We start from the raw sequence: 23,603 nt of genomic DNA on the forward strand, positions 1-23,603 counted from the left end.
ATGCTGGAAAGTTCCCCTGGAGAATTCGCCCACACCTACGCCCAATACGCCGCCTACGGCCAGCTGCTGCCCCGGCCCGAGGGATCGTTTCTGTTGGAGTTCGTCAGCGGCGACCTGGCCCTGTACCTGTTCGACCGCTGCGGCCCCTACTCACTGACTGGCCCGGCCCGGGTGCTCATCCACGGCCTGATTGACCCCGAAATCACCGGGGTGGAAGTTTCCGCTCCAGCTGCGCCCTGGGCTGAAGCCGTCGGCCGCTCAAGTGTGCGGGGCGTGGGCCGCGTCATCGCGCAGACGCCGCGGGCCACCATCGTGGACGCCGGCCTGCCCCTGGTCTTGAGCTTCCCAGCACGCCCTCCCTACACGCCTGGATGCTGGACCCTGCCTGCTGAGCCTGGAGACTGGCTGCGCTTCACTACTGCGGCTCCTCTGCACGGTTATCTGATCGAGTCCTTGCCGGACTGACTGGCAGCCGTGGCTCCAGCAAACGCAACTTTTTGCACACTTACAGACGACTGTTGGTTTTTTGGAACTTTCCATAAAAAGCTCAGGGAAGCCTGCGGGTAGAAATTTTCCCACAGCGACGCGAAATTCGTTTGGCTTAGGGGTATGTCGGGTAAATGTAAAGTTCTTCAGTCACAATTCAGGCGGCTTGGGACTCTATCATCTTATTCTAATCCAACCAGTATTTGGAACGGTTCCAAATGTCTTTTTCCTCTTCCCCAGCCGAGGCGACCCCCTATGCAATTGCTTCCCGCTCCTCCATCACAGCCCGAGCCCTCTACCGACGACTATTGTGTGCTGGTTCTCGACCTGGTCGGCAGTACCGCGCTGGCCCAGCAACTTCCCCTTCACATCTGGGGAGAACTGCTGGGCCAGTGGAGTTTGCAGATGCTGGACCTGCTGCGCGGCTGGGGCGGCTGGATTCTGCCGCTGCAGGGCGACGCGGCGCTGGCCTGCTGGCCGGCCTGGCAGGCTGAGGCGGCCGTAGGTGCAGCGCAGCAAGCACACAGCCTGACCCAGCGGCTGCCCCTGGCGCAGACGCTGGGCCAGCCACTCTCGCTGCGCGCTGGCCTGGCTGCGGGCAAGCTGACCCTGCTCCCTCATCTGGAGCCGCGGCCCTGCGGCCTGCCGCTGCATCTGGCCCACCGCCTGTGCAGTGTGGCAGAGCCGGGCGAAACCCTGCTGTGCGCCGGGGTGGCCGGAGTGCTGGAAGTGTCTCCCGGACAGGATGGAAGCATCCTGCAGCTGCGTGCCGTGCCGCCCCTGAACGGATTCGAGCTGCTGCAAAGTGGTGGAGCCGCCTTTTACCGGGTACTTCTCCCTGCAGAGCAGCTGGAGGGCAGCGAGATGAAAGCAGGTTAAGGTCCACACTCTGATTCTCATGAGAAGGTCACTAGACTGCCGCTATGGAACGTAAGCCCCTGGTGCTCGTCATCGAAGACGAGAAAGAAATTGCCCGCTTCATTGAACTGGAACTGGGGGCGGAAGGATACACCACGGACGTGGCCTACGACGGCGTGACCGGCCTGAGCAAATTCCGTGAGGTGGCCCCGGACCTGGTGGTGCTGGATCTGATGCTGCCAGTGCTGGACGGCCTGGAAGTGGCCCGCCGCATCCGCAAGACCAGCAATACCCCCATCATCATCCTGACGGCCAAAGACGGCATCCAGGACAAGGTAGAAGGCCTGGACTCGGGCGCTGACGATTACCTCATCAAGCCCTTTTCTATTGAGGAGTTGCTGGCCCGTGTGCGCGCCCACCTGCGCCGCGTGAACCCCGCCGTGACGGGTGAAGTGCGGGTGGCCGACCTGGTGATGAATCTGGATGGCCGCGAGATTTTCCGGGGTGGCCGGCGCGTGGAGCTGTCAGCCAAGGAGTTCGAGTTGCTGGAACTGCTGGCCCGGAATCCCGGCAAGGTGTTCTCACGTTTTGAGATAGAAGAAAAGGTCTGGCCCGAGTACACCGGCGGCAGCAATGTGGTGGACGTGTATATCGGCTATCTGCGCCGCAAGCTGGAAGAGGGAGGCGAGCGCCGCCTGATTCACACGGTCCGTGGCGTGGGCTACGTGCTGCGCGAAGAATAACCTTATGTTGGACGGGTTCCGTCGGCGGTGGCGCGCCGCCACACTGCGCCACCGCCTGACGACTTTCTACACCGGTCTGCTGGTGGTGCTGCTGCTGCTGACGGCGCTGACCGTGCAGACCATGATGCGGCACGACCTGGAGCGGGCCTTGGAAGGTGACCTGGCCGACACGCAGACCCAGTTCACCGAGCTGGTACCCAGCCTGCACCTCTCGCTGGGAGAGGCCGGTTCGGACGGCCTGGCCGAAGCGCGCAGCAAATTTCCTTCCTCGGTGATTCAGGTCGACCCGCTGGTGCCCCGCTCACAGACCACCGATCTGCGGGCCGAGTGGGCAGCGGCGCAGGACGACAAGGGCCGGCAAGCCCTGCTGGATTTTCTGCACAAGCAGAGTGAGGCGCTGCGGCTGCGCCCCGTGGGCATTGACCCGGCAGCGCCCCTGGAACTGAGCGATCACGAGCTGGCCAGGCTATTGGAATCCCCTTCGGGGCAGATTCTGATCAATCGCTCGGTCAAGCCGCAGTTCTCGGACCCCGAGCCCATGCGGATTCTGGTGGCACTGACCCCGCTCAAGTTCCAGAAAGGAGCCGGCGGCGGCAGTGAAGAAATGCTGGCTGTCACGTTCATCGGGCGCAGCCTGAACTCACTGAACCGCACCGTGACCCGTCTGCAGCTGATTATGGGCGGGCTGCTACTGGTGGGCAGTTTCCTGGCCGGTATCGGAGCCTACGTGCTGGCCGGCTGGGCGCTACGGCCGCTCAATACGGTCCGGCATGCAGTGGAGGGCATCGACTCGCAGAACCTGCAGGCCCGCGTGCCGGTGCCGCACTCCGACGACGAGGTGGAAGCGCTGGCAGTGGCCTTTAACCGGATGCTGGAACGGCTGGAGGACAGTTTCGAGACGCAGCGCCGCTTTTCCAGCGACGCCAGCCACGAACTGCGCACCCCGGTCACGGCCATCGGCGGGCACGCCACCTACCTGCTGCGCCGCACCGAGCTGGACCCGCAGCAACGCGAGAGTGTCCAGATTATCCAGCGCGAGTCGGCCCGTATGACGGACCTGATCGGCAGCCTGCTGCAGCTGGCCCGCTCGGACGGCGGCGTCCTGACGCTCAAGTCACAGCTGCTGTTCTCGCAGATGCTGCTGCACGAAGTGGCCCGTGAGCTGCGCCCCCTGGCGGAGAGTGAAGGCGCCGTGCTGGTGCCGGCCGGCCAGGACATTCCCTTCGAAGCTGACCCCGACCGGCTGCGGCAGGTGCTGAACAACCTGATCAGCAATGCCCTCAAGGCTGGCGCCACCCGGATCGAACTGGGGTCCACCCAGCCGGAGCCGGGCCGGGTGCGCCTGAGCGTCTCGGACAACGGTCCCGGTATCGCAGCGGACCAACTGGAGAAACTGTTCGACCGCTTTTACCGCCTGGAAGACTCGCGCAGCCGCGACCGGGGCGGCGCCGGGCTGGGCCTGAGCATCGCCCGCACCATCGTCGACGCGCACGGCGGGCGCATCTGGCTGGAAAGCGAGCCGGGCCAGGGCACCCAGGCCTACGTGGACTTGCCGGTGGGCAACTTGCCCGCCCTGGACGACGACGACATCCCCTGAACCGCGCTGGCCTCAGCCCATCATCAGTTCGTGCAGTTCTTCGACCAGCGCCTCGGCATCGGCAGTGGTGCGGGCCACCAGCAGGATGGTGTTCTCGCCGGCCAGCGTACCCACGATGTCGTCGCGGCGCAGGCGGTCCAGAATCAGCGCCACCCCGCTGGCATGGCCCTCGGCGGTGTTGATGACCAGGATGTTCTCGCCGTGGTCAATGTCGTGCACGAAGTTCTGGAATAGCCGGGCAATCTCGTCGCTGAGGTCCAGTTCACTCTGCACATGGGCCAGGGCGTAACGGTGGCGGCCCTTGCCAACCGGCAGGCGCACCAGCCGCAGCTCATTGATATCGCGGCTGACAGTCGCCTGGGTCACGGCGATGCCATCGGCCCGCAGCCGCTCGACCAGCTCGGCCTGCGTCGAGATGCTTTCGCGGGTAATAATGTCCTGAATCAGACGCTGGCGTTGTTCTTTGGAGAGCACGTCCGTTATTTTATGCAGATTATTTGAATAAATCTACAGGCATGGACCAGAGTATGCAGGGCCAGCCGGAGTGTCAGAAGCGGGAGCAAGTCTAGCGTTCTTCACCTGCAGCGTCCAGGCGAGCGGCAGGCAGCAGTTGCCCCGCCCGGTCCAGCAGCCGCTCCGCCACTTCACGTTTGCTCAGGCGCGGCCAGGCTTCATGGGTGCCGTCGGCGCGGACCAATGTGACCTGATTGTCGTCGCCGCCGAATGCGGTGCCCTCCTGGGTCGGGTAGTTCAGCAGGATGAAGTCGGCGTTCTTGCGCCGAGCCTTGTCGGCTGCCCGCTCCACCCCGGCGTGGGTTTCCATCGCGAAGCCCACCAGCACCCGCTTGCCCTTGTCAGCGCCCAACTCGGCCAGGATGTCGGGGTTCTTGACCAGTTCGATGGTCTTGGTCTCTCCCCCTTTGGCTTCCTTTTCGGTCTTGACATCGGCGGCGCGGTAGTCGGCCACTGCGGCGGTCATGACCACCAGGTCGGCGTCCTGCGCGGCCTGCAACACAGCGTCCCGCAGGTCCAGGGCACTTTCTATATCCACGCGCCGCACGCCCGCCGGCGTGGCCAGATGGACCGGCCCGCTGACCAGCGTGACGTCCGCACCGCGCCCGGCGGCAGCCTGCGCCACCGCGAAGCCCATCTTGCCGCTGCTGGGATTGCTGACGAAACGTACCGGGTCCAGATACTCGCGGGTCGGCCCGGCCGAGACGACCACTTTGACCCCAGCCAGGTCCTGTTCCTGCGCTTCCTCCTGCGGCTGTGCGAGGCGCAGCACCCCGGCAGCGATGTCCTCCGGTTCGGCCATCCGGCCCAGGCCCTCGCCTTCGCCGGCCGTGCCGAAAGCCCCGAACACCGGCCCCAGGAAGTGGTGACCGAAGGAGCGCAGCCGCTCTGCGTTGGCCTGCACGGCAGGGTGCTGCCACATGCGCTCGTTCATGGCCGGCACCCACAGCACCGGGCTACGCACGCTTAGCAGTGTGGCGCTCAGCAGGTCGTCCGCGTGACCGTGCGCGGCGCGGGCCAGGGCGTCGGCAGTTGCCCCCACCACCACGGCGGCGTCGCAGCGGGCCAGGGTCAGGTGCTGGGCCTGGGGCTGCGCGGCAAACCAGGTGGCGTCCGTGGCAACCTCGCAGGCTCCGGCGGTACTCAGGCTCAGCGGAGTCACGAACTCCAGGGCGGCGCGGGTGGCAACCACTCGCACCTGAGCACCGGCTTCACGCAGGCGCCGCAGGGTGGCTGGTGCCTTGATAGCGGCCACACTGCCGCATACCAGCACCAGGACCTGCGGCGAAGGGGAAGAAGAGGCGGGAGGATTCATGGCCTCCAGTGTAGGGTGGCGCCGGCGCTGAATGGAGACCGGCGCGGGAAGAGCGACTGACACCAGACCATGACCGGCGCTGCACGAGGCCATGAAGGCTGTAGGGGAGCTGTGAGAAGGAGGCCGCTAGAGTGAGCGGCATGTTGGGCCAACGCCGCCTTCCCCCCCAGGTCCTTTTCTTGCTCAGCCTGCTGCTGGGGTTGCTGGCCGGGACCGCCGCCTACCGCTATGCCAGCGCTGAGAACTGGCTGCCTGCCGCCCTGTGGGGCGCAGTAGCCGTATGGCTGGTGGTGGACGCCGTACGCGCCCTGGGCTGGATGAAAAACGGGCGCCAGCTTCCGGGCCAGGCGGGCGCCAGCCCTGCAGCAGCCCGCCCGCAGCCGGCTCCCTCGCAAGCTTTCTCGTCTCAGGCCAGCGCGCCCACCCCGGTCAGCGTGGACCCGGCCGTGACGGGCGCCCCGGTCAATCCGCTGCTGCAGGAAGCGCCGGGCAACCGCAAGGTACAGTCCACCGACCAGCTGGACTGAACGGGTCTTGGCGGCAGCGGGAAGCCAGCTTAAGGAAACCGACAGGCTGGCGGCTGCCTCAGGGGTGTCTTTTGCCCCTATCTCTTAACAAGGGGTTGGTAAACTGACAAAACTGACTGGGCCGCTTGCTCTTAGGGCACCTTTCCCGGCCCGGCGCCGCAGAATGTTGCGCGGTCGTTTCTCTCCCCCTAGAGGTTCTTCTTGAAAAAGCTCAATCCCTGGTTGATTGTCCTGTTCGTGCTTGCGCTGATGCTGATGTTCTCGCAGACCGCGAACGTGGGCCGTCCGACCGTCAACTATTCCGAATTCCAAGACCTGCTGCGCCAGGACCGCATCGAGCGGGTGGACATCGTAGGGTCCCGCGCCACCGCCACGCTGAACGCCCCGACCCAGGTGGACGTGGACACCCCCAGCGGCACGCAGCAACGTGAAGTAGAAGGCGTCATGGTGCAGCTGTCGCCCTCGTCCGCCGTGCGCGACGATGAGCTGATTCCGGCTCTGCGCGAGCAAGGTGTGACCGTGAACTTCCGTGAGCCGAGCCAGTGGTTCAGCATCCTGCTGAGCCTGCTGCCGCTGCTGATGTTGGGAGCACTGTTCTACTTCTTCTTCGTGCGTGCCCAGAGCAGCCAGGGCGGCATGATGCAGTTCGGCCAGAGCAAGGCCAAGAAATACGGCAAGGAGAACAAGGTCGAGACCAAATTCACCGACGTGGCCGGCCACGAGGAAGCCAAAAAGGAACTGGTGGAGGTCGTGGATTTCCTCAAGAATCCTGGCAAGTATCACCAGATCGGCGCGGAAATCCCCAAAGGCGTGCTGCTGGTCGGCCCTCCCGGCACGGGTAAGACCCTGCTGGCCCGCGCCATTGCGGGTGAAGCCGACGTGCCCTTTTTCTCGGTCAGCGCTTCCGAATTTATGGAGATGTTCGTGGGTGTGGGCGCCAGCCGTGTGCGGACCCTGTTCGAGGACGCCCGCAAAAACGCACCCGCCATCATGTTCATCGACGAAATCGATTCCATCGGCCGCAAGCGTGGTGCCGGCATCGGCGGCGGCCACGACGAGCGCGAGCAGACCCTCAACCAGATTCTGAGCGAGATGGACGGCTTCGATAAGGCCAGCAACGTGATTGTGCTGGCGGCGACCAACCGCCCCGACGTGCTTGACCCCGCGCTGCTGCGTCCGGGCCGCTTCGACCGCCAAGTGACCATTGACCTGCCGAACATGAAAGAGCGCGTGGCGATTCTCAAGGTGCACCTGCGCAACAAGCCGCTGGGCGAAGGCGTAGACGTAGACGAACTCGCCAAGTCCACCCCGTACTTCTCGGGCGCCGACCTCAAGAACCTGGCCAACGAAGCCGCGCTGGAAGCGGCCCGCGTGGGCAAGGCCCAGATTGACATGAGCGACTTTTACCGGGCGCTGGACAAGATCACCCTGGGTCTGGAAAACGGTTCTCTGACCATTTCCGACCAGGAAAAGCGGGCCATCGCCTACCACGAGGCCGGCCACGCCGTGACCGCCGCCGTGATTCCCGGCAGCGACAAGCTGCAAAAGGTGAGCATCATTCCGCGTGGCCGGGCACTGGGCGCCGCGTTCTACCTGCCCGAAGAGAACGTGCTGATGAGCAAGGAGAAGCTGGAAAACCAGCTGGTCGTGGCCCTGGGTGGCCGCGCCGCCGAGGAAGTGTTTATCGGCAGCGTGACTTCTGGCGCGGCCGACGACTTCCGCAAGGCCACCAACATGGCCCGCAAGATGGTGCTGGAGTGGGGCATGGGCGACAACTTCGCCAACATGGCCCTGAATCCCGACAGCGGCGGCCCCGTCTTCCTGGGCGAGGACATGGCCAAGACCCGCAACTATTCCGAGCACACCGCGCAGCTGGTGGACGAGGACGTGAAGCGGATTCTGTACCGCGCCTACGAGCGGGCCAAGGCCCTGGTCAGCGAGTACCGGGGCGCCATGGATGAGGTGGCGGACGCCCTGCTGACCCAGGAACTGATTACCGGCGACGTGGTGCGCAGCGCCGTGGCCCGCGTGAAGGGCGAAGTGCAGAGCGTGATTCCGGGGTCCAGCACCCCGCCCCTGCCCCCTGCCCCTGCCGCGACCGACTGACCCCGGACTGTCAAGTTTTAGACTCAATCCATAGTCCAGCCAACTCGGACCCGTACCCCCGCAAGGTACGGGTTTTCTGTACTGCAGCGCGGTCTGGCATGGAATTTTCGGCATGGTCTGCAGTCCGCAATGGTCTACAGTGGGCCGATGGGGAACCACCACGACCGTCCTGCATCCGCCACCCCCGCAGCTTGCGGGTCCACCTGGGGCTACACCACCCGCGCAGTCCAGAGTGCCATACCGCGTGGCCTGGGCCAAAGCATCGGCTTGCCGGTGCATACGGCGGCCGCCTTTCAGTTCGGCAACCTGGAAGAGGCGCAGGAAGAGTTCGCCGGGGGCGGCGGCCTGAGCTACGCCCGGATGCAGAATCCCACCGTGGCGATGCTGGAAGAACGCCTCAGCAGCCTGGAGGGCGCGGCACACACGCTGGCGCTGTCCAGCGGCCAGGCCGCCACTTTCACAGCGCTGATGAGCGTATGCCGGGCCGGAGACCATATCGTTTCGGCGGCCACCCTGTTTGGGGGCTCGGCGGGCCTGCTGCAAAACGTGCTGCCACTGATGGGCATCGAAACGACCTTTACGGACGGCAGCCCGGAAGCGATGCGCGCCGCCCTGCGCCCAAACACCCGCGTGCTGTGGGCCGAAATGATTTCCAATCCCAGCGGCGATGTGGCCGACGTGGCCGCCCTGGCCGAGGTGGCCCACGCGGCCGGCGCCCTGCTGGCGATTGACAACACGGTGGGCGGCGCCGGCTACCTGGCACGGCCACTGGAACACGGCGCCGACATGAGCGTGCAGAGCCTGACCAAGTGGGCCGGCGGGCACGGCAGCGCCATGGGCGGCAGTGTGAGCGTGAGCGGCAGCGCCGATCTGAGCCGCAATCCCATCTTTACCGAAGGAGCGGAGCGCAGCCTGCTGAACCTGCACGGAGCTGGAGCCCTGGCGCAGCGGCAGCGCTGGCTGGGAGCCTCACAGCTGGGCATGACCCTGGCCCCGCACTCGGCCTTCTTGCTGGGACAGGGGCTGGAAACGGTGGGCGTGCGCCTGGACCGCGAGTGTGCCACGGCACAGGCGCTGGCCGAGTGGCTGAGCGGCCATCCGCGGGTCAGCGCGGTGAGTTACTGCGGCCTGCCGGGACACCCCAGCCACGAGCGGGCGCAGCGTTACTTGCTACGCGGCAAGGGCGCCATCCTGACCTTCGACGTGCCGGACCCCTCGCGCTTCCTGGGCCGCTTGCAGCTGCTACGCATTGCCCCGAACCTGGGCGATACGCGCACCCTGGTCGTTCATCCCTGGACCACCACGCACGGCCGGGTGCCCGAAGCCAGCCGCCGCGCCGCCGGTGTGGGGCCGCAGACCATCCGCATGACGGTGGGCTTAGAGGACCTGGCCGACCTGCAGGCTGATATTGAACAGGCGCTCTGAGCTTTGCGGAACGGGGAAATGGCGCGCTGGCAGCCCGCGTCCTTTAGACTAACAGCACCCCAATCCAAGTTCACCTCTGGAGGAACCTTATGACTGCACCCCGTCCCACCACGCTAGAAGACGCGGCCACCCGCCCCGCGCCCACCGCCGAAACCGTTCAGCGCCGCTACGCCACCGACGAAACATCCAGGCCACGCAGCGCCGCCGACCGCGAGCACATCATGCAGAATCTGCGCTTCGGGGCCGATTTCAGCGACCACATGGCCTCGGCCCGCTGGACGGCCGACACCGGCTGGAGCGAGATGCGGCTGCTGCCCTATGGCCCGGTTCCGCTGGACCCCAGCGCCAACGTGTTGCACTACGCCCAGGAAGTGTTCGAGGGCCTCAAGGCGTACCGCCATGCGGACGGCTCCATCTGGCTGTTCCGCCCGATGTTCAACGCTGCCCGCCTCGCCGCTTCCTGCCGCCGCATGGCACTGCCCGAACTGCCCGCCGAGGACTTCCTGTCCAGCCTGGTGGACCTGATTCGCACCGACCATGAGTACGTGCCCCACGTGGAAGGCGGCAGCCTGTACCTGCGTCCCTTCATCTTCGGGGACGGCGCGGGCCTGGGCGTCAAGCCGAGCGCTTCGGCCCGCTACCTGTGCATTGCCAGCCCCAGCGGCCCCTACTTCAAAAACGGCTTTGCCCCCGTCAGCATCTGGGTCACCCAGCAGTACCACCGCGCTGGCCCCGGCGGTATCGGCGCGGCCAAGACAGGCGGCAACTACGCCGCTTCACTGCTGCCGCAGAAAGAAGCGCAGCAAAAAGGCTACGAGCAGGTCTGCTACCTCGACAGCGCTCAGGGGGCCAACCTGGAAGAACTGGGCGGCATGAACGTCTTCGTGGTGCGCCGCGACGGCAGCGTGCAGACCCCCGCCCTGACCGGCACCATCCTGGAAGGCGGCACCCGCTCCAGCATCGTGCGGCTGCTGCAAGACGAAGGCCGCGATGTGCAGGAAACCGCCATCAACTTTGAGCAATTGGTGGCCGACATCCGTGCGGGCGAGGTCACCGAGATGTTCGCCTGCGGTACGGCGGCGGTGGTGACCCCGATTGGCAAACTGGGCTATGAAGGCGGCGAGGTGGAACTCCCCAAGGGCGAGGTGACCAGCCACGTTTACGACACCCTGACGGGGATTCAGTACGGCCGCGTGGAAGACCGGCACGGCTGGATGTACCGCGTGATGTAGTCCGGAGTGGACCAGGAGCGGCAGGCTACAGGGAGAGGAACCCTGTTGCCTGCCCTACTTGAAGCGGAGAGCAGACGGCAGCGAGAGGCGAGAAAAAGCGCCTCAGCTCTCCCCTTTTTCCCATGCTGCGGCATGTCTTTCTCCGGAGTTGTCCCCGTTCGCCCGCCGAGAAAAGGTGTCGCCCTACGGCCAAATGCTCTAGCGTGGGCCCTATGGACTTCCAGCCCCACCCCAGCTGGGCCGCGCTCACCGAGGACGAGCAGCAGCCCTGGCAAACGCTCAGCAGCCGTGAAGTGGTCGGCCCGCCGCGCCGCGTCTGGGAAGACCGCGTGCAGGTGCGCCCTGGCGTGCAGACCACCTATCAGTACCACCCACGCGGCCACCGCGCCGTGTTCGTGCTGCCCGTGACGGCAGCGGGCGACATCGCGCTGATTCGGCAGTACCGCTATCCCCTGCGGGCCGCCATCACCGAGATTGTGGCGGGCGGCGTGGAAGCGGGCGAGGACATCCTGACGGCGGCGGCGCGGGAACTGCGCGAGGAAGTCGGCGGCGAGGCGGGCGAGTGGGTGGCACTGCCCGGCTTTTATCCGCAGCCGAGCATCAACGGCGTGGTGTTCCTGCCGCTGCTGGCGCTGGATGTGACCCTGGGCGAAATGGCGCACGAGGACACCGAAACCATCGAGCGCCTGACCCTGCCGCTGGCCGAAGCGTATGCGCGGCTGGAACGCGGCGAGGTGCAGGACGGCCCAAGCAGCCTGGTGATGTGGCAGGCCCGCGCTGAGCTGGTGCGGCGGGGGCTGCTGTGACCGAGAGCGCGAAGCTGCCCGAGCCGTTCACCACGCTGGCCGCTCAGCACCGCCACGGCGAAGTGGTGGAGAACAGCGAGTTTCTGGCCTACGCCCGCCGCGCCGACACGCCGGAAGAGGCGCTGGCCTTCCTGGCCGAACTGCGCGCCAAGTACCCGGACGCCACCCACCACTGCTGGGCCTACCGTATCGGTGAGGCGTACCGTTTCAATGACGACGGCGAACCGGGCGGCACGGCGGGGGCGCCCATCCTGCGGGCCATCGAGGGCCAGGGCGTGCAGCACGTGATGGTGGTGGTGGTCCGCTACTACGGCGGGGTGAAGCTGGGCACGGGCGGCCTGGTGCGGGCGTATGGTGGCGCGGCGGCCGAAGTGCTGCGGACCGCCGCGCGCTTCGAGGTGCGCCCACGCCTGCACACCCGCGTGAGTGTGGGCTTTGCCGAGCAGGGGGCGCTGTATCACCTGCTGGACACCTGGGACGTGGTGAAGGGCGAAGAAGAGTACACCCCCAGCGGCGTCACGGTGCCGGTGGAAGTGTATCCGGAAGACGAAGCCGGGTTCAGCCAGGCGTTGGAAGACGCCACGCGGGGAAGCGGCGTGCTGGAAGTGCTGGGCCTGGCAGAGCAGAGCTAAAGTCCACACCCACACCGGCCAGACTGGAGCCGTGAACCGGCAGCACGGCGGGCACGCGGCCGCTGTGCTGGACTGTCCTGCGCTGGACTCTGAACCTCGCCCAGGGTCAGTACTGTACTCGGTCTGGGACATGTTGCAGTGCAGACGGCGCCCATGGACATGCGATGAGGGAGCGCTCCCCCCACGCTTCCTATTTCCCCACGCAGAAGTTGCGGAACACCGCGTCCACCACATCATCCTGCACGTCGCGGCCGGTCAGCTCGGCCAGGGCCAGCAGGGCTTCTTCCAGCTCTATGCTGGCGAGGTCGTCGGGCAGCTCTTGGGCCAGGCGCACATGCTCCAGTGCCCGGCGGGCGGCGTCGGCCTGCCGTTCGCTGCCCAGCCAGGCTTCGCCGCGTGCAGTATCGCCCAGCAGCTCGCGGCCCAGGGCTTCACGCAGCTGCGGGAGGCCCTGGCCGGTGGCAGCGCTGACCGGCAGGTAGGCGGGGTCGTCCCAGGCGGCCGGCAAGTCGGCCTTGGTGCGTAGGTGAATGGCCCGCGCCCCGGCCGGCAGGGCCAGCGGCAGCGGCTCGCGGGGCTGTGACCCGTCGCTGAGGGTCAGCACCACGTCGGCGCCCTGGGCCAGCGCGTGGGCCTGGCGCACCCCAGCCGCCTCTACCACGTCCTCGGTGTCGCGCAGACCCGCTGTGTCCACCAGCGTGACCGGCACCCCGGCCAGCGAGAGGCCTGCTTCCAGATAGTCGCGGGTGGTGCCCGCCAGCGGCGTGACGATAGAGCGCTCGTAGCCCAGCAGCGCATTGAGCAGGCTGGATTTGCCGGCGTTGGGCGCCCCAATCAGGGCAATGCGGGCGCCCTGGTTCGCCACCCGGCCGGCGCGGGCGGTGCCCAGCAGCGCTTCCAGCTCGGCGGCGGCGCGGGCCAGTGGCACCTGCCGCTCCTCTTCCGGCACCCCCTCTTCGGGATAGTCCAGCAGTGCGGCGATGCTGGACAGCGTGAGGGTCAGGTCGCGGGCGATGGCGTCCACCCGCTCACCCAACGCCCCCGACAGCCCCAGCGTGGCCTGGCGGCGGGCCGTCTCGGTGCTGGACTCCACCAGATTCAGCACGGCTTCGGCCTGGGCCAGGTCCAGGCGGCCGGCCAGGTAGGCCCGCAGCGTGAACTCGCCGGGGCGGGCGGGGCGGGCCCCCAGGTCCAGGGCGCGGGTCAGCACCTCGCCCAGCACGGCGGGGCTGCCGTGGGTCTGGAATTCGGCCACGTCTTCGCCGGTGTAGGAGTGGGGAGCGCGGAAGACCAGGCACAGGCCCTCGTCCAGCACCTCGCCGCCCTCGGCCAGCAGCCGACCGAACAAAAAGCGCCCGCCCGGCGTGCTGCTGGGCCGCCGCCGGCCCGAGAACAGGGCGTCGGCGATGTGCAGCGCCTGCGGGCCGCTGACCCGCACCACCCCGACGCCGGCGTGCCCCGGCGCGGTGGCTACGGCGGCGATGGTGTCAGACAGGCCAGAGCGGGACGAAATGCGCGTCATGGGATTCAGGGTAGCGCTTGCCAACCGTGGAGCGCCGTGGTAAGCTCGTTCAGCGCTGAGGGGGCTTAGCTCAGCGGGAGAGCATCCGCTTTGCAAGCGGAGGGTCAAGAGTTCGAATCTCTTAGCCTCCACCAGAATAGACCGTCACCTGCATGGGTGGCGGTTTTTCTTTTGCACCAGTCCTCACAGGGTTCTTCTACTCTGTGGCCATGCGTCTGCGTTCTGGCCTGCTCCTGATGACCCTCACTGTTTTCAACCAGGCCCACGCTCTGGCAGGCAGCGCGGCCAATGTGGCTTTCGTGCAGCGCCAGATTGCGGCAGGGGCCTATGCACAGCGCACGCTGACGGTCAGGGACGTGTGTAGCGGCAGACAGGACACCCGCACCTTCTGGCAGGATGGACGCGGCACAGTGCGGCGATTTCGGCAGGTCACCCGTTACGGTGCCGTGGACCAACGCAGCGAACTCAATTTCTGGTTCGACTGGGCAGGCCGCCGTGACCGCGTGACACAGAGTGTTTGGAAGGCTGGGCGGCGTGTCAGGCTGCTGCAACTGGACTATGACGACAGCGGCGCAGTAGCCGAGGCCAGCGCCACTCCGCCGCTGAGCCGTTCGGCCATCTTGCAAGCGCTGCCAGCTGATCATCTGCAGTACATATGGGCGTCGCGGGAGGCGGCGCTGGGCTGCGAGTAGGGCCAAGCGCTACTCCCAGCGTTTCAGCCCATGCCAACCCACAGCGCTTCCCAAAAGCCCAGCAGGGCCGCCGAGCCATGCCGTACCGCTGAGGACCATGCAAGCCAGACCCGCTTGACTCACGCCGATTTCGGCAGGGTTGTCGGCGATGAAGCGGGGAGCGGCGGTTTTCTTTTTGCGTCAGGAGCGGGCTGTCTAGGATGGCAACTCTGCAAAGGCGGGCGCTGCCAGCCGCTGAACGTGCTGCCGAACATCGGCCGGCCAGGTCCGCACAGCTAAATTTATCCGTCAATATTATCCGGGTAAAATTAGGTGGCGAGGTGGTTTCCACCTTCCAGCTAGGCCATCTGACGCATTCCTACCCACACCCCGCCGCGCTAGCTTCAGGTCCTATGCCCAAACCGCACATGCAGCGAATCCTTGTCATCGGAACAACCGGCAGCGGCAAGACCACGCTGGCGCGGCAGCTGGGGCAGGTGCTGGGGCTGCCCCACGCCGAGCAGGACGCCTGGCAGTGGGGGCCCGGCTGGCAGGAAGCGCCGCTGGAGCAGTTCCGCGCCGAGGTGGACGCCTTTACCGCTCAGAGCGCCTGGGTGATGGACGGCAACTACACCAAGGCGCAGGACATCAGCTGGCCGCGTGCCGATACGGCAGTCTGGCTGGACTACCCGGCCCCGGTGGTGTTCTGGCGGCTGCTGCGGCGCACCCTGGGGCGAATGTGGACCCGCGAAGAACTCTGGAACGGCAACCGCGAGCAGTGGTCTACCCTGCTGGCCTCTGACGGCATTTTGCGCTGGTTTTTCCGCACACACTGGCAAAACCGCACCCGCAACCGCCAGAAGCTGGCGCGGTATCCCCATTTGGACGTGGTGCGGCTGCGTTCGCCCGCGCAGACCCGGCGCTGGGTGCAGCGGCTGGCCCACCATACACCCCTGACCAGCTGCCGCTAGGCTGTCCACATGCCCTCCACCCGATCTCTGCTCGCCGCACTGGCGCTGGCCGCCCTTGCTCCCGCTCAGGCTCAGGCTACACCGCCGGCCATTCAGGCCATTCGCGACAATTACGCAGCGGTAAACGCGCAGATTGCCGCTGGGCAGTACCGCAAGTCGGTGGTAGAAGGCCGGGCCTGCGGCGACTTTTACGAGACGCGCACCCGCTGGAAAGACGGGCGTGGCGTGCTGCGGCGCTACCAGACGGTCACGGACGGCACAACCTACGCAGGAGACACCCGGTTTACGACCGAGTTCTGGTTCGACGCGGCCGGCCGGCGCGACTTCGTGCTGATGAAGCGCAGGAGCACGCCCAGCGAACGTGCAGGCGACTATGAACTGCGGGTGTACTACAACGACGCCGGGGCTGTGATTCGCACCCTCAGCCAGCCACAGCTGCCCCAGGAAGAAATTCGGACGCTGCTGACCGCGATCGACGGAGACTGGAATGCCCGCAGCTCCCCGATTTCCGGTTGTGGGGATTGATGCCGGGACGCTCACCTGCGGCCAGACTGAGCCTGTATTTGTATTCCTTGCCTTTACCCGTGCTGGCGTGAGGGGCACAGCACGGTGCGGCGATTACGAATAGTGGGCACTGTTCTCGTGGGCACTGTTCGCCGCGCCTCATTCCCTGGGCTCGGCCACGAACGGCTTCCGGGTCTGGCCCCCTGGCCCTGCTGGCGGGGGCGGCTGGGCTGGGCAACTGAACAGCGGCGCCGCCCACACGGCATAGAGCGCCACTGACACGCACTCACACCATCGGCAGTTCGTCCAGCAGGCCGAAGTCACGCGGCACGAACAGGCTGCCCTCGGTCACGCCCTGGTCACCGCTTTCCTCAAGCGCCTCTTCCAGCTCGGCGCTGCTCAGCTGCCCGGCCAGATACTCGCGGTGCCGGGCAATGACTGCACGCACCTGCTCCGGCGTCTCGTGAACGAATTCCAGCCGGAAGTGCCGAATGCCCGCTGCCTGCCAGTCGTCCAGGTGCATGCCGGCCACCTGCGGGCGGCCCTCGAACACGGTGTTGCGGCAGCCCACATCAGCCATCACCGGGTGCTGCACGCCGCGCTCGTCGCGCAGGGCCACCCGGTGCGACTCGCAGGGGTGGCCGCAGTTGGTGTAGTTGGTGCCGTCCGACAGAAAACGGCAGAACACGCAGTGCTCAGTGTGAAAGACCGGCAGGTGCTGGTAGGCGATGGCTTCCAGGGTTTCCGGCCCTGCCAGCCCAGCCAGCTCGGCCACCTGCTGCGCGTTCAGGTCGTGGGTAGGGGTCATGCGGCTGAGGCCCAGGTCCAGCAGGGCGCGGGTGGTCAGGACGTTGGCGGCGTTGAGGGAAAAATCTCCGGTCAGGTCAACCCCTCTACCCCTGTGGGACGCCTCTCCTGCAAGGGAGGGCAAGGCCGCCTGCAAGCCTTCAAGCAGTCCGCCCGAGCGCACCAGAATATCTGCGTTCAGGCTCAGCAGGAACTTTTGCAGGTTCTGCTCGGTGGGCTTGAGGATGCGCGGACTGGCGACCCGCACGGGAATGCCGGCGGCCCGGACACGCTCCACGCTGGGCTTGAGGCCGTACAGCTCCAGATAGTCCAGCGTGATGGAATCGGGGCGCTCTGCCAGGGCGGCGTCCAGCTGCTCGGGCGTGCGGACCAGCACGTGCAGCTGCGGTGCGGGTGTCTCTGCGGTCGGCACCCGGCTGGACTGGACACTGGCCTGCAATGCTCCGTCCAACTGCGGCACCACCTGCCGCTCCGGCGCCCGCCCGCGCAGTTCGGTCAGGGCGCTCACGGCTGCGCGGCGCAGGGCATTCAGCGCCCCCAGCGGCAGGAACAGGCCCACTCCTTCCGGGGCGGTCAGCTCGGCGCGGAAGTCTCCCAGGTGGTAGCCGGTGCCGCCCAGTTTGCCCAGCTGTTCGCGCAGGGCCGCTGCGTCCAGGGCGCGGCTGCGGGCTTCTCCCAGCGGCGTGTCTCCCTGCACAGTCACGCTGCGGCCTTCTTCGTCGGTCAGGGTCAGGGCAGGCACTTCGCCCAGGCGGCCCACGAACTGCGCGGCCACCGGGCGGGTGTACACCGGGTCGGCGGCGTCGGTCAGGGGTTTCAGGCGGCTGTTCAGCGTGGGGTCCTGGGTGCGCCACACCGGGTCGCCCGCACGCACGCGGCCAGGGTCCACCGCGCCGCGCCCGAATCGCAGCTCGTACACCTGGCCTGGGCGCACGTTGCCGGCTTCCACCTGCACGCCGCCCTGCCACAGCCCATACACGAACCCGCCTTCCTCGCGGCCCTCGGGCTTGCGCCAGTTGGCGGGGTCGAACACCAGGCCGTCACCAGGCTTCACGGCACGCTCCAGCTCCACCAGCACGCCGCGCTCGGTCACGCCGCGTACGGTGCCCACCTGTACCCCACGGTGCCGGGGTGCCCGGCCCCGCACCACCGCCTGATGGTTGGTGCCGGTCATAAAGTGCGGCCCCAGCCCCCGCGAGTAGATCTGTTCCAGGTCCTGTTCTTCTTGCGGCGTCACGGACAGGGGCAGCCCGGCCCAGGCTTCGTCCACCGCCTTTCGGTAGGCGGCCGTGGTCAACGCCACGAACTCGGCGTCCTTGTAGCGGCCCTCGATTTTCAGGCAGTCCACCCCAATCCGCACCAGCTCCGGCACCTGGTGCAGGGTGTAGAGGTCGCCGGGCGACAGCAGGTAACGGGCGTCGCCCAGGTCGCGGTACTCGCCGTCCACGAACATGTCGTAGGGCAGGCGGCACGCCTGGGCACACTGCCCCCGGTTGGCCGAGCGGCCACCCCACGCCTCGGAAGAAAAGCACTGGCCCGAGTAGCTCACGCACAGGGCCCCGTGCACGAAAGTTTCCAGCTCCATATCCGTCTGGCGGCGAATGCGCTCGATGTCGGCCAGCGACAGCTCGCGGCCCAGCACCACCCGGTTCGCCCCGAAGCGGCGGGCCAGCTCGGCACCCTCGGCCGAGGTGATGCTCATCTGGGTCGAGCCGTGGATGTGCAGGTCCGGGCAGATGTCGTGTGCCAGCCGCGCCACCCCATGGTCCTGCACGATGATGGCGTCCACGCCCGCCTCGGCCAGCGCCATCAGGCTTCTTTCGGCGCGGCGCAGTTCACGGTCGAACACCAGGATGTTAAAGGTCACGAAGCCCAGCACCCCGCGTGCATGCAGTTCGCGCATCACTTCCGGCAGTTCCTCGCTGGCAATCCCCACCTTGGCCCGCGCATGAAAGCCCGCTCCGCCCTGCCGCGCCTCGGCTTCGGGCGGGTTGACCCCGAAAAACACAGCGTCCGCGCCTGCCTCTATCGCCGCCCGAATCTGCGCACGTCCCCCGGCGGGGGCCATCACTTCGGGCTTACGGGTCAGCGGGGTGGGCACGGCAGCAGGCGTAGGCATAGCAGACCAGTTTAGCGGGGTTGGGTGGACAAAATAGCAGACCCGCCACCGTTGTGACCGCTACATTGGCAGGAGATGATTGTCAAGGAGAGACAGGGCAGGGCAAGCGGCACTCCCAGAGAAAAGGCCGGCGAACGGGCCGAACGTCAGATGGCGTTTTACCTGCGACGAGCTTTCGGACAGACGCCCGAGGTGCTGGTGTTTCATGACCTGCATCTGCACCACGGCGGCGAACACGCGCAGCTGGACCACCTTATTTTTCACCGTGCGGGCCTGATTATCGTGGAGAGCAAAAGCGTGACCAGCGCCGTGAACATCAACGCCCGTGAGGAGTGGGCACGGCAATGGGAAGGCAACTGGACCGGCATACCTTCGCCTTTGCTGCAAGCCCGCCGCCAGGGAGAGCTGCTGCATAAGCTGCTGGATGCCAACGCGGAAACGCTGCGTAGCCGCCTCGCTTTCGGCCTACTGCAAGGTGGTTTCGGAGCCCTGCCGGTCGATGTGCTGGTCGCCATTAGTGATGACGGCCTGGTCCACTACGAGCGTGAGTTGCCGCACATCGCCGCGCAGGTCAAGAAGGCCGACCAGATTCCCGGCCGCGTGCGGGAGCTGATAGACCATCACCGCAAGCTGGCTTCGGTCTTCCACCTGGGCCGCGAGTCGCTGAACAGGGGACTGACGCTGCCAGAAGCCGACTTCGCGAAAACCCGCGACTTTCTGCTGGCCCACGGCACCGAAAGTGCACGGAAAGAGCTGGCCAGTGCAGGCGGTTCGAGGCAGCCGGCGGCTTCATCCACTCGCCCTACAGCCAAAGTTCAGCCGGCAGTTCCGCAGCCTTCGCCATCCCAGGCCCAGGGGCCGTCTCCCAAGGTATCCGGTGAGCCATCCCAAGTGCCCCAGTGCGGCAAGTGCGGCAGCAAACGCCTGAGCATCCTCTACAAACACAGCTACTACTTCAAGTGCGCCGACTGCCAGGGCAACACCGCTATTCGCCGCACCTGCCCGCAGTGCGGGGCGCTGCTCAAGACCCGCAAGCAGGGCCAGCGGTTTTACGGCGAATGCCCAGGCTGCGGCACCTCGGAGCACTTTTTTACCAACCCCTGAGCGGCACGGGCACCTGACACCTGAACGGCGGCGGGCTGCGGCGCGGCCGTCACCCAGGCTGCCAGCAGGCGCGCCCCATCAACCCGTCAGAGTTCTGGGCGCATAATGCCCCCCATGCCGCGCCGCGCCCCCACTCCGCCCTGGCAGAACTGGACCCCCAACGAGCGTCTGGGCGTGCTGAACGGCTGGCTGGTGCTGCTGGGCGAGGGCTTTATGAGTGTGGCCATCGTAATGGCAGGTTTCGCGGCCAAGCTGGGAGCGCCGAACGCCATCATCGGGCTGCTGCCGGCCATCGCGCAGGGCGGCTGGATGCTGCCGCAGCTGTATATCGCTTCGCGGGCGCGGCCCCTGACGCACAAGATGCCGCTGTACCGCTCAGCGGCCACGGTGCGCACCGTCACCTATCTGCTGATGGTGGCCTGCGCCGCCTTCCTGACCGACTGGCCCGCGCTGTGCCTGACCGTGTTTCTGTTGGCCATGCTGGTCAACGCGCTGGCTTCAGGCGTGTCGGGCCTCCCCTGGCTGGAAATCGTCAGCAAGACGGTGCCGCCGCAGCGCCGCGCCTGGTTTTTCGGCACCCGCAACCTGTACGGCGGCCTGCTGGCTTTCGTCTCGGGGCTGGCGGTGCGCTGGATTCTGGGCTCGGAGCTGGGCTTTCCCTACAACTACGCCCTGATTTTCCTGCTGGGCACGGTGGCGTTCACGGCCGGCTACGCCGTGTTCGGCCGGGTAGAAGAACCGGCCGACCAGCCGCTGCCCCCCGGCGATTTCCGCGAAGAACTGCGCTCCATTCCGCAGTCGCTGGCCGACCCCTCGCTGCGGGCTTTTCTGAACGTGCGGCTGCTGCTGGCTTTTGCGGCAGTCAGCGAACCCTTTTACGCGGTGTACGCTCTGCGCGAGCTGGACTTCCCGGCAGCCTCGCTGGGCACCTTCGTGATGGCGACCACGGCGGCCGCACCGCTGAGCAACGTGGGCTGGCAGTGGGTGGCCGAGCGCAAGGGTTCGCGGCGAATCCTGCGCTATGCGGCCAGTTTTGCGGCCCTGGCCCCGGTCACGGCCCTGCTGGCCGGGCACTTCGGCTGGTCACCCGCCGCCTACGGCCTGGTCTTCGTGCTGGCCAGCGTGGCGCTCCAGGGCTTCAACCTCGGCAACACCAACCACCTGCTGAACATCTCGCCCGAAGGCCAGCGCAGCCGCTATATCGGCACGCTGAACACGTTGGTGGGCGTGGCCCTCTTCGCCCCGGTGCTGGGCGGACTGGTGGCCGACCGCTACGGCTACCAGCCCCTGTTCGTGAGCAGCGCCGTGCTGTACGCGCTGGGCTGGTGGGCCTGCGGCTCGCTGCGGCGCGACGCCTGAGACGCAGTGCAGCTCCACCGCTTCAAATCAAACGACGCAGCCCGGTCAACCGGGTTTGCAAAGCCGCTCCGCCAGGGAACACGGAGCGCTCCCGGCGGAATGTTACGGAATGGAGCGCGTTCCTTATCAACCGTGCGCGGCTGCCCCCTCTATCCTCATCATGACGGGCCACCGAGAGTCCTAAACTAAACACCTCAAACACAGCCAACCGTTACCGAGCGTCCGGAATCCGGGAACTGGCTCGCGGCTGTGGATGGGGGGGGAAAATATGAAAAAGATGTTTGGAATGGTCAGCCTGCTGACCGCTGGCCTGACGCTGTCTGCCTGCTCCAGCACCGCACCCGCACCTGCGACCGGTTCCCCGGCCCAGGAGCCTGCCGCAGCCCCGGCCCGTACACCGGCCACCGAAGCGGAGTGTGCGGCGTTTGACCGCAGTCCGAGCGGTGAAGTGTTCGCGCGGGTGGACTACACCGATATCGAGGACGCCTTCAAGGTGGCCATCAGCTTCGAGCCGTGGGAGTTCAACCGCGAGCAGAAGTTCCTGACCCTGGCCGTGACCCAGGAGCAGTTCGAGCAGCTGCGGGCCAGCGGCGAGCAGCTGGGGTTCCGGGTCAGCATCGACGAGCAGCTGACCGAGCAGCAGTCGGCCCTGGCACGCGGAGAGGGCCTGGGCGCCCAGGCCATCAGCGGGCAGTATCCGTGCTTCCGCACCGTGCAGGAAACCTACGCCGCCGCGCAGAGCATCGTGCAGCGGTATCCCAACCTGGCGACCTGGCGCTCCTTTGGACAGACGGCGAACGGCAACCCCATCTATGAACTGGTGCTGACCAACAAATCGGTCGGCGGCACCAAGCCGAAGGTGATGTTCAACTCGGCGCTGCACGCCCGCGAGTACGCCACCGCCGAGCTGAACCTGCGCTTTGCCGAGCGGCTGGTGGCCGGCTACGGCGTAGACCCGGACATCACTTGGATGCTGGACAGCCAGGAATTCCACCTGATTCTGATGACCAACCCCGACGGCCGCGCCAAGGCCGAGCAGGGCCAGCTGTGGCGCAAGAATGTGAACACCCGCTTTTGCCCTACCTCCAAGCCGGGCGTGGACCTCAACCGCAATTTCGCGGTCCGCTGGAACACCGGCGGCTCCAGTGCAGACCCCTGCAACGAAACCTTCAGGGGCCCCAGCGCCGGCAGCGAAGCCGAAACCCAGGCCCTGCAGAACCTGATGAAGGCCAACTTCCCCGACCGCCGCTCGGACAGCCTGGACGCCGCCGCACCGCTGGACACTGCCGGCATCTACATCGACATTCACTCGTACTCGCGGCTGAACCTGTGGCCCTGGGGCTCGGTGCAGCAGAGCCCGGCCAACGGCGCCGCGCTGGAGAACCTGGGCCGCAAATTCTCCTACTACAACGGGCACGACCCTATGCAGGCCATCGGTCTGTATCCCACCTCGGGCAGCACCGACGAGTACCTGTACGGCACCCTGGGCGTGGCCGCGTTCACCTTCGAGCTGGGAGACGCCTTTTTCGAGAACTGCAGCCGGTTCACCAGCGACATCCTGCCGCGCAACCTGAACGCGCTGATGTACGCCGCCAAGGTGGCCCGCGCCCCCTACCAGCTGGCCGGCGGCCCCGACACTGTGAACGTGGCGCTCAGCGGCACCACCCTGAGCGCCACCGTGACCGATACCCAGGCGGTGGGCGCCAGCGCACAGGGCATTCGCAGCGCCGAATACTTTATCGACACCCCGCCCTGGGCCGGCGGCACCGCTATTCCCATGACCGCCGCCGACGGGTCGTTTGGTTCCACCAGTGAAGCGGTGCGCGCTTCTGTCAACACGGCTGGCCTGAGCCAGGGCCGCCACCTTATCTACATGCGCGGCACCGATTCGGGCGGCAACACCGGGCCGGTCAGCGCCGTGTTCCTGGATGTGGGCGGCACCAGCCCTGCGCCCACGCCGCCCGCCGGCAACACCTACACCGGCACCGTCAGCAGCGGCACCAGCTCGTACCAGCCGGGCACGGGCGGGTTCAGCTCCACCGGCGGCACCCTGCGCGGCCAGCTGAGCGGCCCCAGCGGCACCGACTTTGACCTGTACCTGCAGAAACTCAGCGGCGGCAGCTGGACCACGGTGGCCCGCAGCGAACTGGAAACGTCCAGCGAAAGCATCACCTATGCAGCGGCAAGCGGCACCTACCGCTGGCAGGTGTACGCCTACAGCGGCAGCGGCAGCTACACCCTGACCGAGCAGCGCTAAGGTTTTCTTCTGATGTGGGGCGGCCGGGACGGTTCATCCCCGGGCGCCT

General features: G+C 66.7%; 20 protein-coding genes and 1 tRNA gene. 17 read left to right on the top strand and 4 right to left on the bottom strand.

Annotation, left to right across the window (positions count from 1 at the left end; all coding sequences use genetic code 11):
* The 4 genes from DEIPR_RS07615 to DEIPR_RS07630 all read left to right on the top strand — a co-directional run bounded on the left by DEIPR_RS07615 (position 1) and on the right by DEIPR_RS07630 (position 3,684).
* Complete coding sequence (locus DEIPR_RS07615; protein WP_013615247.1) at positions 1–465, top strand: hypothetical protein; 465 nt, start codon at positions 1–3, stop codon at positions 463–465.
* A gap of 276 nt (positions 466–741) precedes the next feature.
* A complete protein-coding gene (locus DEIPR_RS07620) occupies positions 742–1,365 on the top strand; it encodes an adenylate/guanylate cyclase domain-containing protein (protein WP_013615248.1) in 624 nt (207 codons plus the stop codon).
* A gap of 44 nt (positions 1,366–1,409) precedes the next feature.
* Complete coding sequence (locus tag DEIPR_RS07625; protein ID WP_013615249.1) at positions 1,410–2,087, top strand: response regulator transcription factor; 678 nt, start codon at positions 1,410–1,412, stop codon at positions 2,085–2,087.
* A 4-nt stretch (positions 2,088–2,091) separates the two neighbouring features.
* Complete coding sequence (locus tag DEIPR_RS07630) at positions 2,092–3,684, top strand: sensor histidine kinase (protein WP_013615250.1); 1,593 nt, start codon at positions 2,092–2,094, stop codon at positions 3,682–3,684.
* 12 nt (positions 3,685–3,696) lie between these two features.
* On the opposite strand, the gene argR is transcribed toward DEIPR_RS07630, so the two are convergent.
* Together argR and coaBC are read right to left on the bottom strand one after the other, a co-directional pair.
* The gene (gene argR, locus DEIPR_RS07635; protein WP_013615251.1) at positions 3,697–4,158 is read right to left on the bottom strand and encodes an arginine repressor; all 462 of its coding nucleotides are present in this window, start codon (positions 4,156–4,158) and stop codon (positions 3,697–3,699) included.
* Between the two features lie 91 nt (positions 4,159–4,249).
* Positions 4,250–5,512, bottom strand: coding sequence for a bifunctional phosphopantothenoylcysteine decarboxylase/phosphopantothenate--cysteine ligase CoaBC (gene coaBC / locus DEIPR_RS07640; protein ID WP_013615252.1), 1,263 nt, complete (start codon positions 5,510–5,512; stop codon positions 4,250–4,252).
* 140 nt (positions 5,513–5,652) lie between these two features.
* On the opposite strand from coaBC, the gene DEIPR_RS14335 reads away from it, so the two are divergent.
* From DEIPR_RS14335 to DEIPR_RS07670, 6 genes are all read left to right on the top strand, one after another.
* Complete coding sequence (locus DEIPR_RS14335) at positions 5,653–6,039, top strand: hypothetical protein (protein ID WP_174260421.1); 387 nt, start codon at positions 5,653–5,655, stop codon at positions 6,037–6,039.
* Positions 6,040–6,240: 201 nt separating this feature from the next.
* Entirely contained in the window at positions 6,241–8,145 is a 1,905-nt protein-coding gene (ftsH, locus tag DEIPR_RS07650) for an ATP-dependent zinc metalloprotease FtsH (RefSeq protein WP_013615254.1), read from the top strand.
* A 147-nt stretch (positions 8,146–8,292) separates the two neighbouring features.
* Complete coding sequence (locus DEIPR_RS07655) at positions 8,293–9,570, top strand: aminotransferase class V-fold PLP-dependent enzyme (protein WP_041222003.1); 1,278 nt, start codon at positions 8,293–8,295, stop codon at positions 9,568–9,570.
* An 89-nt stretch (positions 9,571–9,659) separates the two neighbouring features.
* A complete protein-coding gene (locus DEIPR_RS07660; RefSeq protein WP_013615256.1) occupies positions 9,660–10,802 on the top strand; it encodes a branched-chain amino acid aminotransferase in 1,143 nt (380 codons plus the stop codon).
* Positions 10,803–11,014: 212 nt separating this feature from the next.
* Positions 11,015–11,608, top strand: coding sequence for an NUDIX domain-containing protein (locus tag DEIPR_RS07665; RefSeq protein ID WP_013615257.1), 594 nt, complete (start codon positions 11,015–11,017; stop codon positions 11,606–11,608).
* Positions 11,605–12,240, top strand: coding sequence for an IMPACT family protein (locus tag DEIPR_RS07670; protein ID WP_013615258.1), 636 nt, complete (start codon positions 11,605–11,607; stop codon positions 12,238–12,240). Before DEIPR_RS07665 ends, DEIPR_RS07670 begins: the two co-directional genes overlap by 4 nt.
* Before the next feature lie 190 nt (positions 12,241–12,430).
* Here DEIPR_RS07670 and mnmE read toward each other — a convergent pair whose 3' ends face one another.
* Positions 12,431–13,762 (bottom strand): tRNA uridine-5-carboxymethylaminomethyl(34) synthesis GTPase MnmE, encoded by a 1,332-nt coding sequence (gene mnmE / locus DEIPR_RS07675; RefSeq protein WP_013615259.1) that lies wholly within the window; start codon positions 13,760–13,762, stop codon positions 12,431–12,433.
* Positions 13,763–13,821: 59 nt separating this feature from the next.
* Here mnmE and DEIPR_RS07680 point away from each other — a divergent pair.
* From DEIPR_RS07680 to DEIPR_RS07695, 4 genes are all read left to right on the top strand, one after another.
* Positions 13,822–13,896, top strand: a tRNA-Ala gene (locus DEIPR_RS07680).
* A gap of 102 nt (positions 13,897–13,998) precedes the next feature.
* Positions 13,999–14,454: a hypothetical protein gene (locus DEIPR_RS07685; protein WP_169310682.1), complete on the top strand. Its 456-nt coding sequence runs from the start codon at positions 13,999–14,001 to the stop codon at positions 14,452–14,454.
* A 392-nt stretch (positions 14,455–14,846) separates the two neighbouring features.
* Positions 14,847–15,404 (top strand): P-loop NTPase family protein, encoded by a 558-nt coding sequence (locus DEIPR_RS07690; protein WP_013615261.1) that lies wholly within the window; start codon positions 14,847–14,849, stop codon positions 15,402–15,404.
* Between the two features lie 9 nt (positions 15,405–15,413).
* On the top strand, positions 15,414–15,929 hold the full coding sequence (locus DEIPR_RS07695) for a hypothetical protein (RefSeq protein WP_013615262.1): 516 nt from the start codon (positions 15,414–15,416) through the stop codon (positions 15,927–15,929).
* Between the two features lie 265 nt (positions 15,930–16,194).
* On the opposite strand, the gene DEIPR_RS07700 is transcribed toward DEIPR_RS07695, so the two are convergent.
* Positions 16,195–18,834, bottom strand: a complete 2,640-nt coding sequence (locus DEIPR_RS07700) for a U32 family peptidase (RefSeq protein WP_013615263.1) — start codon at positions 18,832–18,834, stop codon at positions 16,195–16,197.
* A 75-nt stretch (positions 18,835–18,909) separates the two neighbouring features.
* Here DEIPR_RS07700 and DEIPR_RS07705 point away from each other — a divergent pair, with 75 nt between their 5' ends.
* From DEIPR_RS07705 to DEIPR_RS07715, 3 genes are all read left to right on the top strand, one after another.
* Entirely contained in the window at positions 18,910–19,938 is a 1,029-nt protein-coding gene (locus DEIPR_RS07705; RefSeq protein WP_013615264.1) for a nuclease-related domain-containing protein, read from the top strand.
* A gap of 114 nt (positions 19,939–20,052) precedes the next feature.
* The gene (locus DEIPR_RS07710; RefSeq protein ID WP_013615265.1) at positions 20,053–21,297 is read left to right on the top strand and encodes an MFS transporter; all 1,245 of its coding nucleotides are present in this window, start codon (positions 20,053–20,055) and stop codon (positions 21,295–21,297) included.
* A gap of 268 nt (positions 21,298–21,565) precedes the next feature.
* Entirely contained in the window at positions 21,566–23,554 is a 1,989-nt protein-coding gene (locus DEIPR_RS07715) for a M14 family zinc carboxypeptidase (protein ID WP_013615266.1), read from the top strand.
* Positions 23,555–23,603 lie beyond the last annotated feature (49 nt).

This window comes from Deinococcus proteolyticus MRP (assembly GCF_000190555.1).
Lineage (GTDB): Bacteria > Deinococcota > Deinococci > Deinococcales > Deinococcaceae > Deinococcus > Deinococcus proteolyticus.

Excerpts from the sequence above, each read along its gene's own strand:
- DEIPR_RS07685 (WP_169310682.1), top strand. The coding sequence starts at position 13,999 with ATGACCCTCACTGTTTTCAACCAGGCCCACGCTCTGGCAGGCAGCGCG.
- DEIPR_RS07690 (WP_013615261.1), top strand. The coding sequence starts at position 14,847 with ATGCCCAAACCGCACATGCAGCGAATCCTTGTCATCGGAACAACCGGC.
- coaBC (WP_013615252.1), bottom strand. The coding sequence starts at position 5,512 with ATGAATCCTCCCGCCTCTTCTTCCCCTTCGCCGCAGGTCCTGGTGCTG.
- DEIPR_RS07710 (WP_013615265.1), top strand. The coding sequence starts at position 20,053 with ATGCCGCGCCGCGCCCCCACTCCGCCCTGGCAGAACTGGACCCCCAAC.
- DEIPR_RS07700 (WP_013615263.1), bottom strand. The coding sequence starts at position 18,834 with ATGCCTACGCCTGCTGCCGTGCCCACCCCGCTGACCCGTAAGCCCGAA.
- DEIPR_RS07660 (WP_013615256.1), top strand. The coding sequence starts at position 9,660 with ATGACTGCACCCCGTCCCACCACGCTAGAAGACGCGGCCACCCGCCCC.
- DEIPR_RS07655 (WP_041222003.1), top strand. The coding sequence starts at position 8,293 with ATGGGGAACCACCACGACCGTCCTGCATCCGCCACCCCCGCAGCTTGC.
- DEIPR_RS07620 (WP_013615248.1), top strand. The coding sequence starts at position 742 with ATGCAATTGCTTCCCGCTCCTCCATCACAGCCCGAGCCCTCTACCGAC.
- DEIPR_RS07695 (WP_013615262.1), top strand. The coding sequence starts at position 15,414 with ATGCCCTCCACCCGATCTCTGCTCGCCGCACTGGCGCTGGCCGCCCTT.
- DEIPR_RS07630 (WP_013615250.1), top strand. The coding sequence starts at position 2,092 with ATGTTGGACGGGTTCCGTCGGCGGTGGCGCGCCGCCACACTGCGCCAC.
- DEIPR_RS07615 (WP_013615247.1), top strand. The coding sequence starts at position 1 with ATGCTGGAAAGTTCCCCTGGAGAATTCGCCCACACCTACGCCCAATAC.
- DEIPR_RS07665 (WP_013615257.1), top strand. The coding sequence starts at position 11,015 with ATGGACTTCCAGCCCCACCCCAGCTGGGCCGCGCTCACCGAGGACGAG.
- DEIPR_RS07705 (WP_013615264.1), top strand. The coding sequence starts at position 18,910 with ATGATTGTCAAGGAGAGACAGGGCAGGGCAAGCGGCACTCCCAGAGAA.
- DEIPR_RS14335 (WP_174260421.1), top strand. The coding sequence starts at position 5,653 with ATGTTGGGCCAACGCCGCCTTCCCCCCCAGGTCCTTTTCTTGCTCAGC.
- mnmE (WP_013615259.1), bottom strand. The coding sequence starts at position 13,762 with ATGACGCGCATTTCGTCCCGCTCTGGCCTGTCTGACACCATCGCCGCC.
- DEIPR_RS07625 (WP_013615249.1), top strand. The coding sequence starts at position 1,410 with ATGGAACGTAAGCCCCTGGTGCTCGTCATCGAAGACGAGAAAGAAATT.
- DEIPR_RS07715 (WP_013615266.1), top strand. The coding sequence starts at position 21,566 with ATGAAAAAGATGTTTGGAATGGTCAGCCTGCTGACCGCTGGCCTGACG.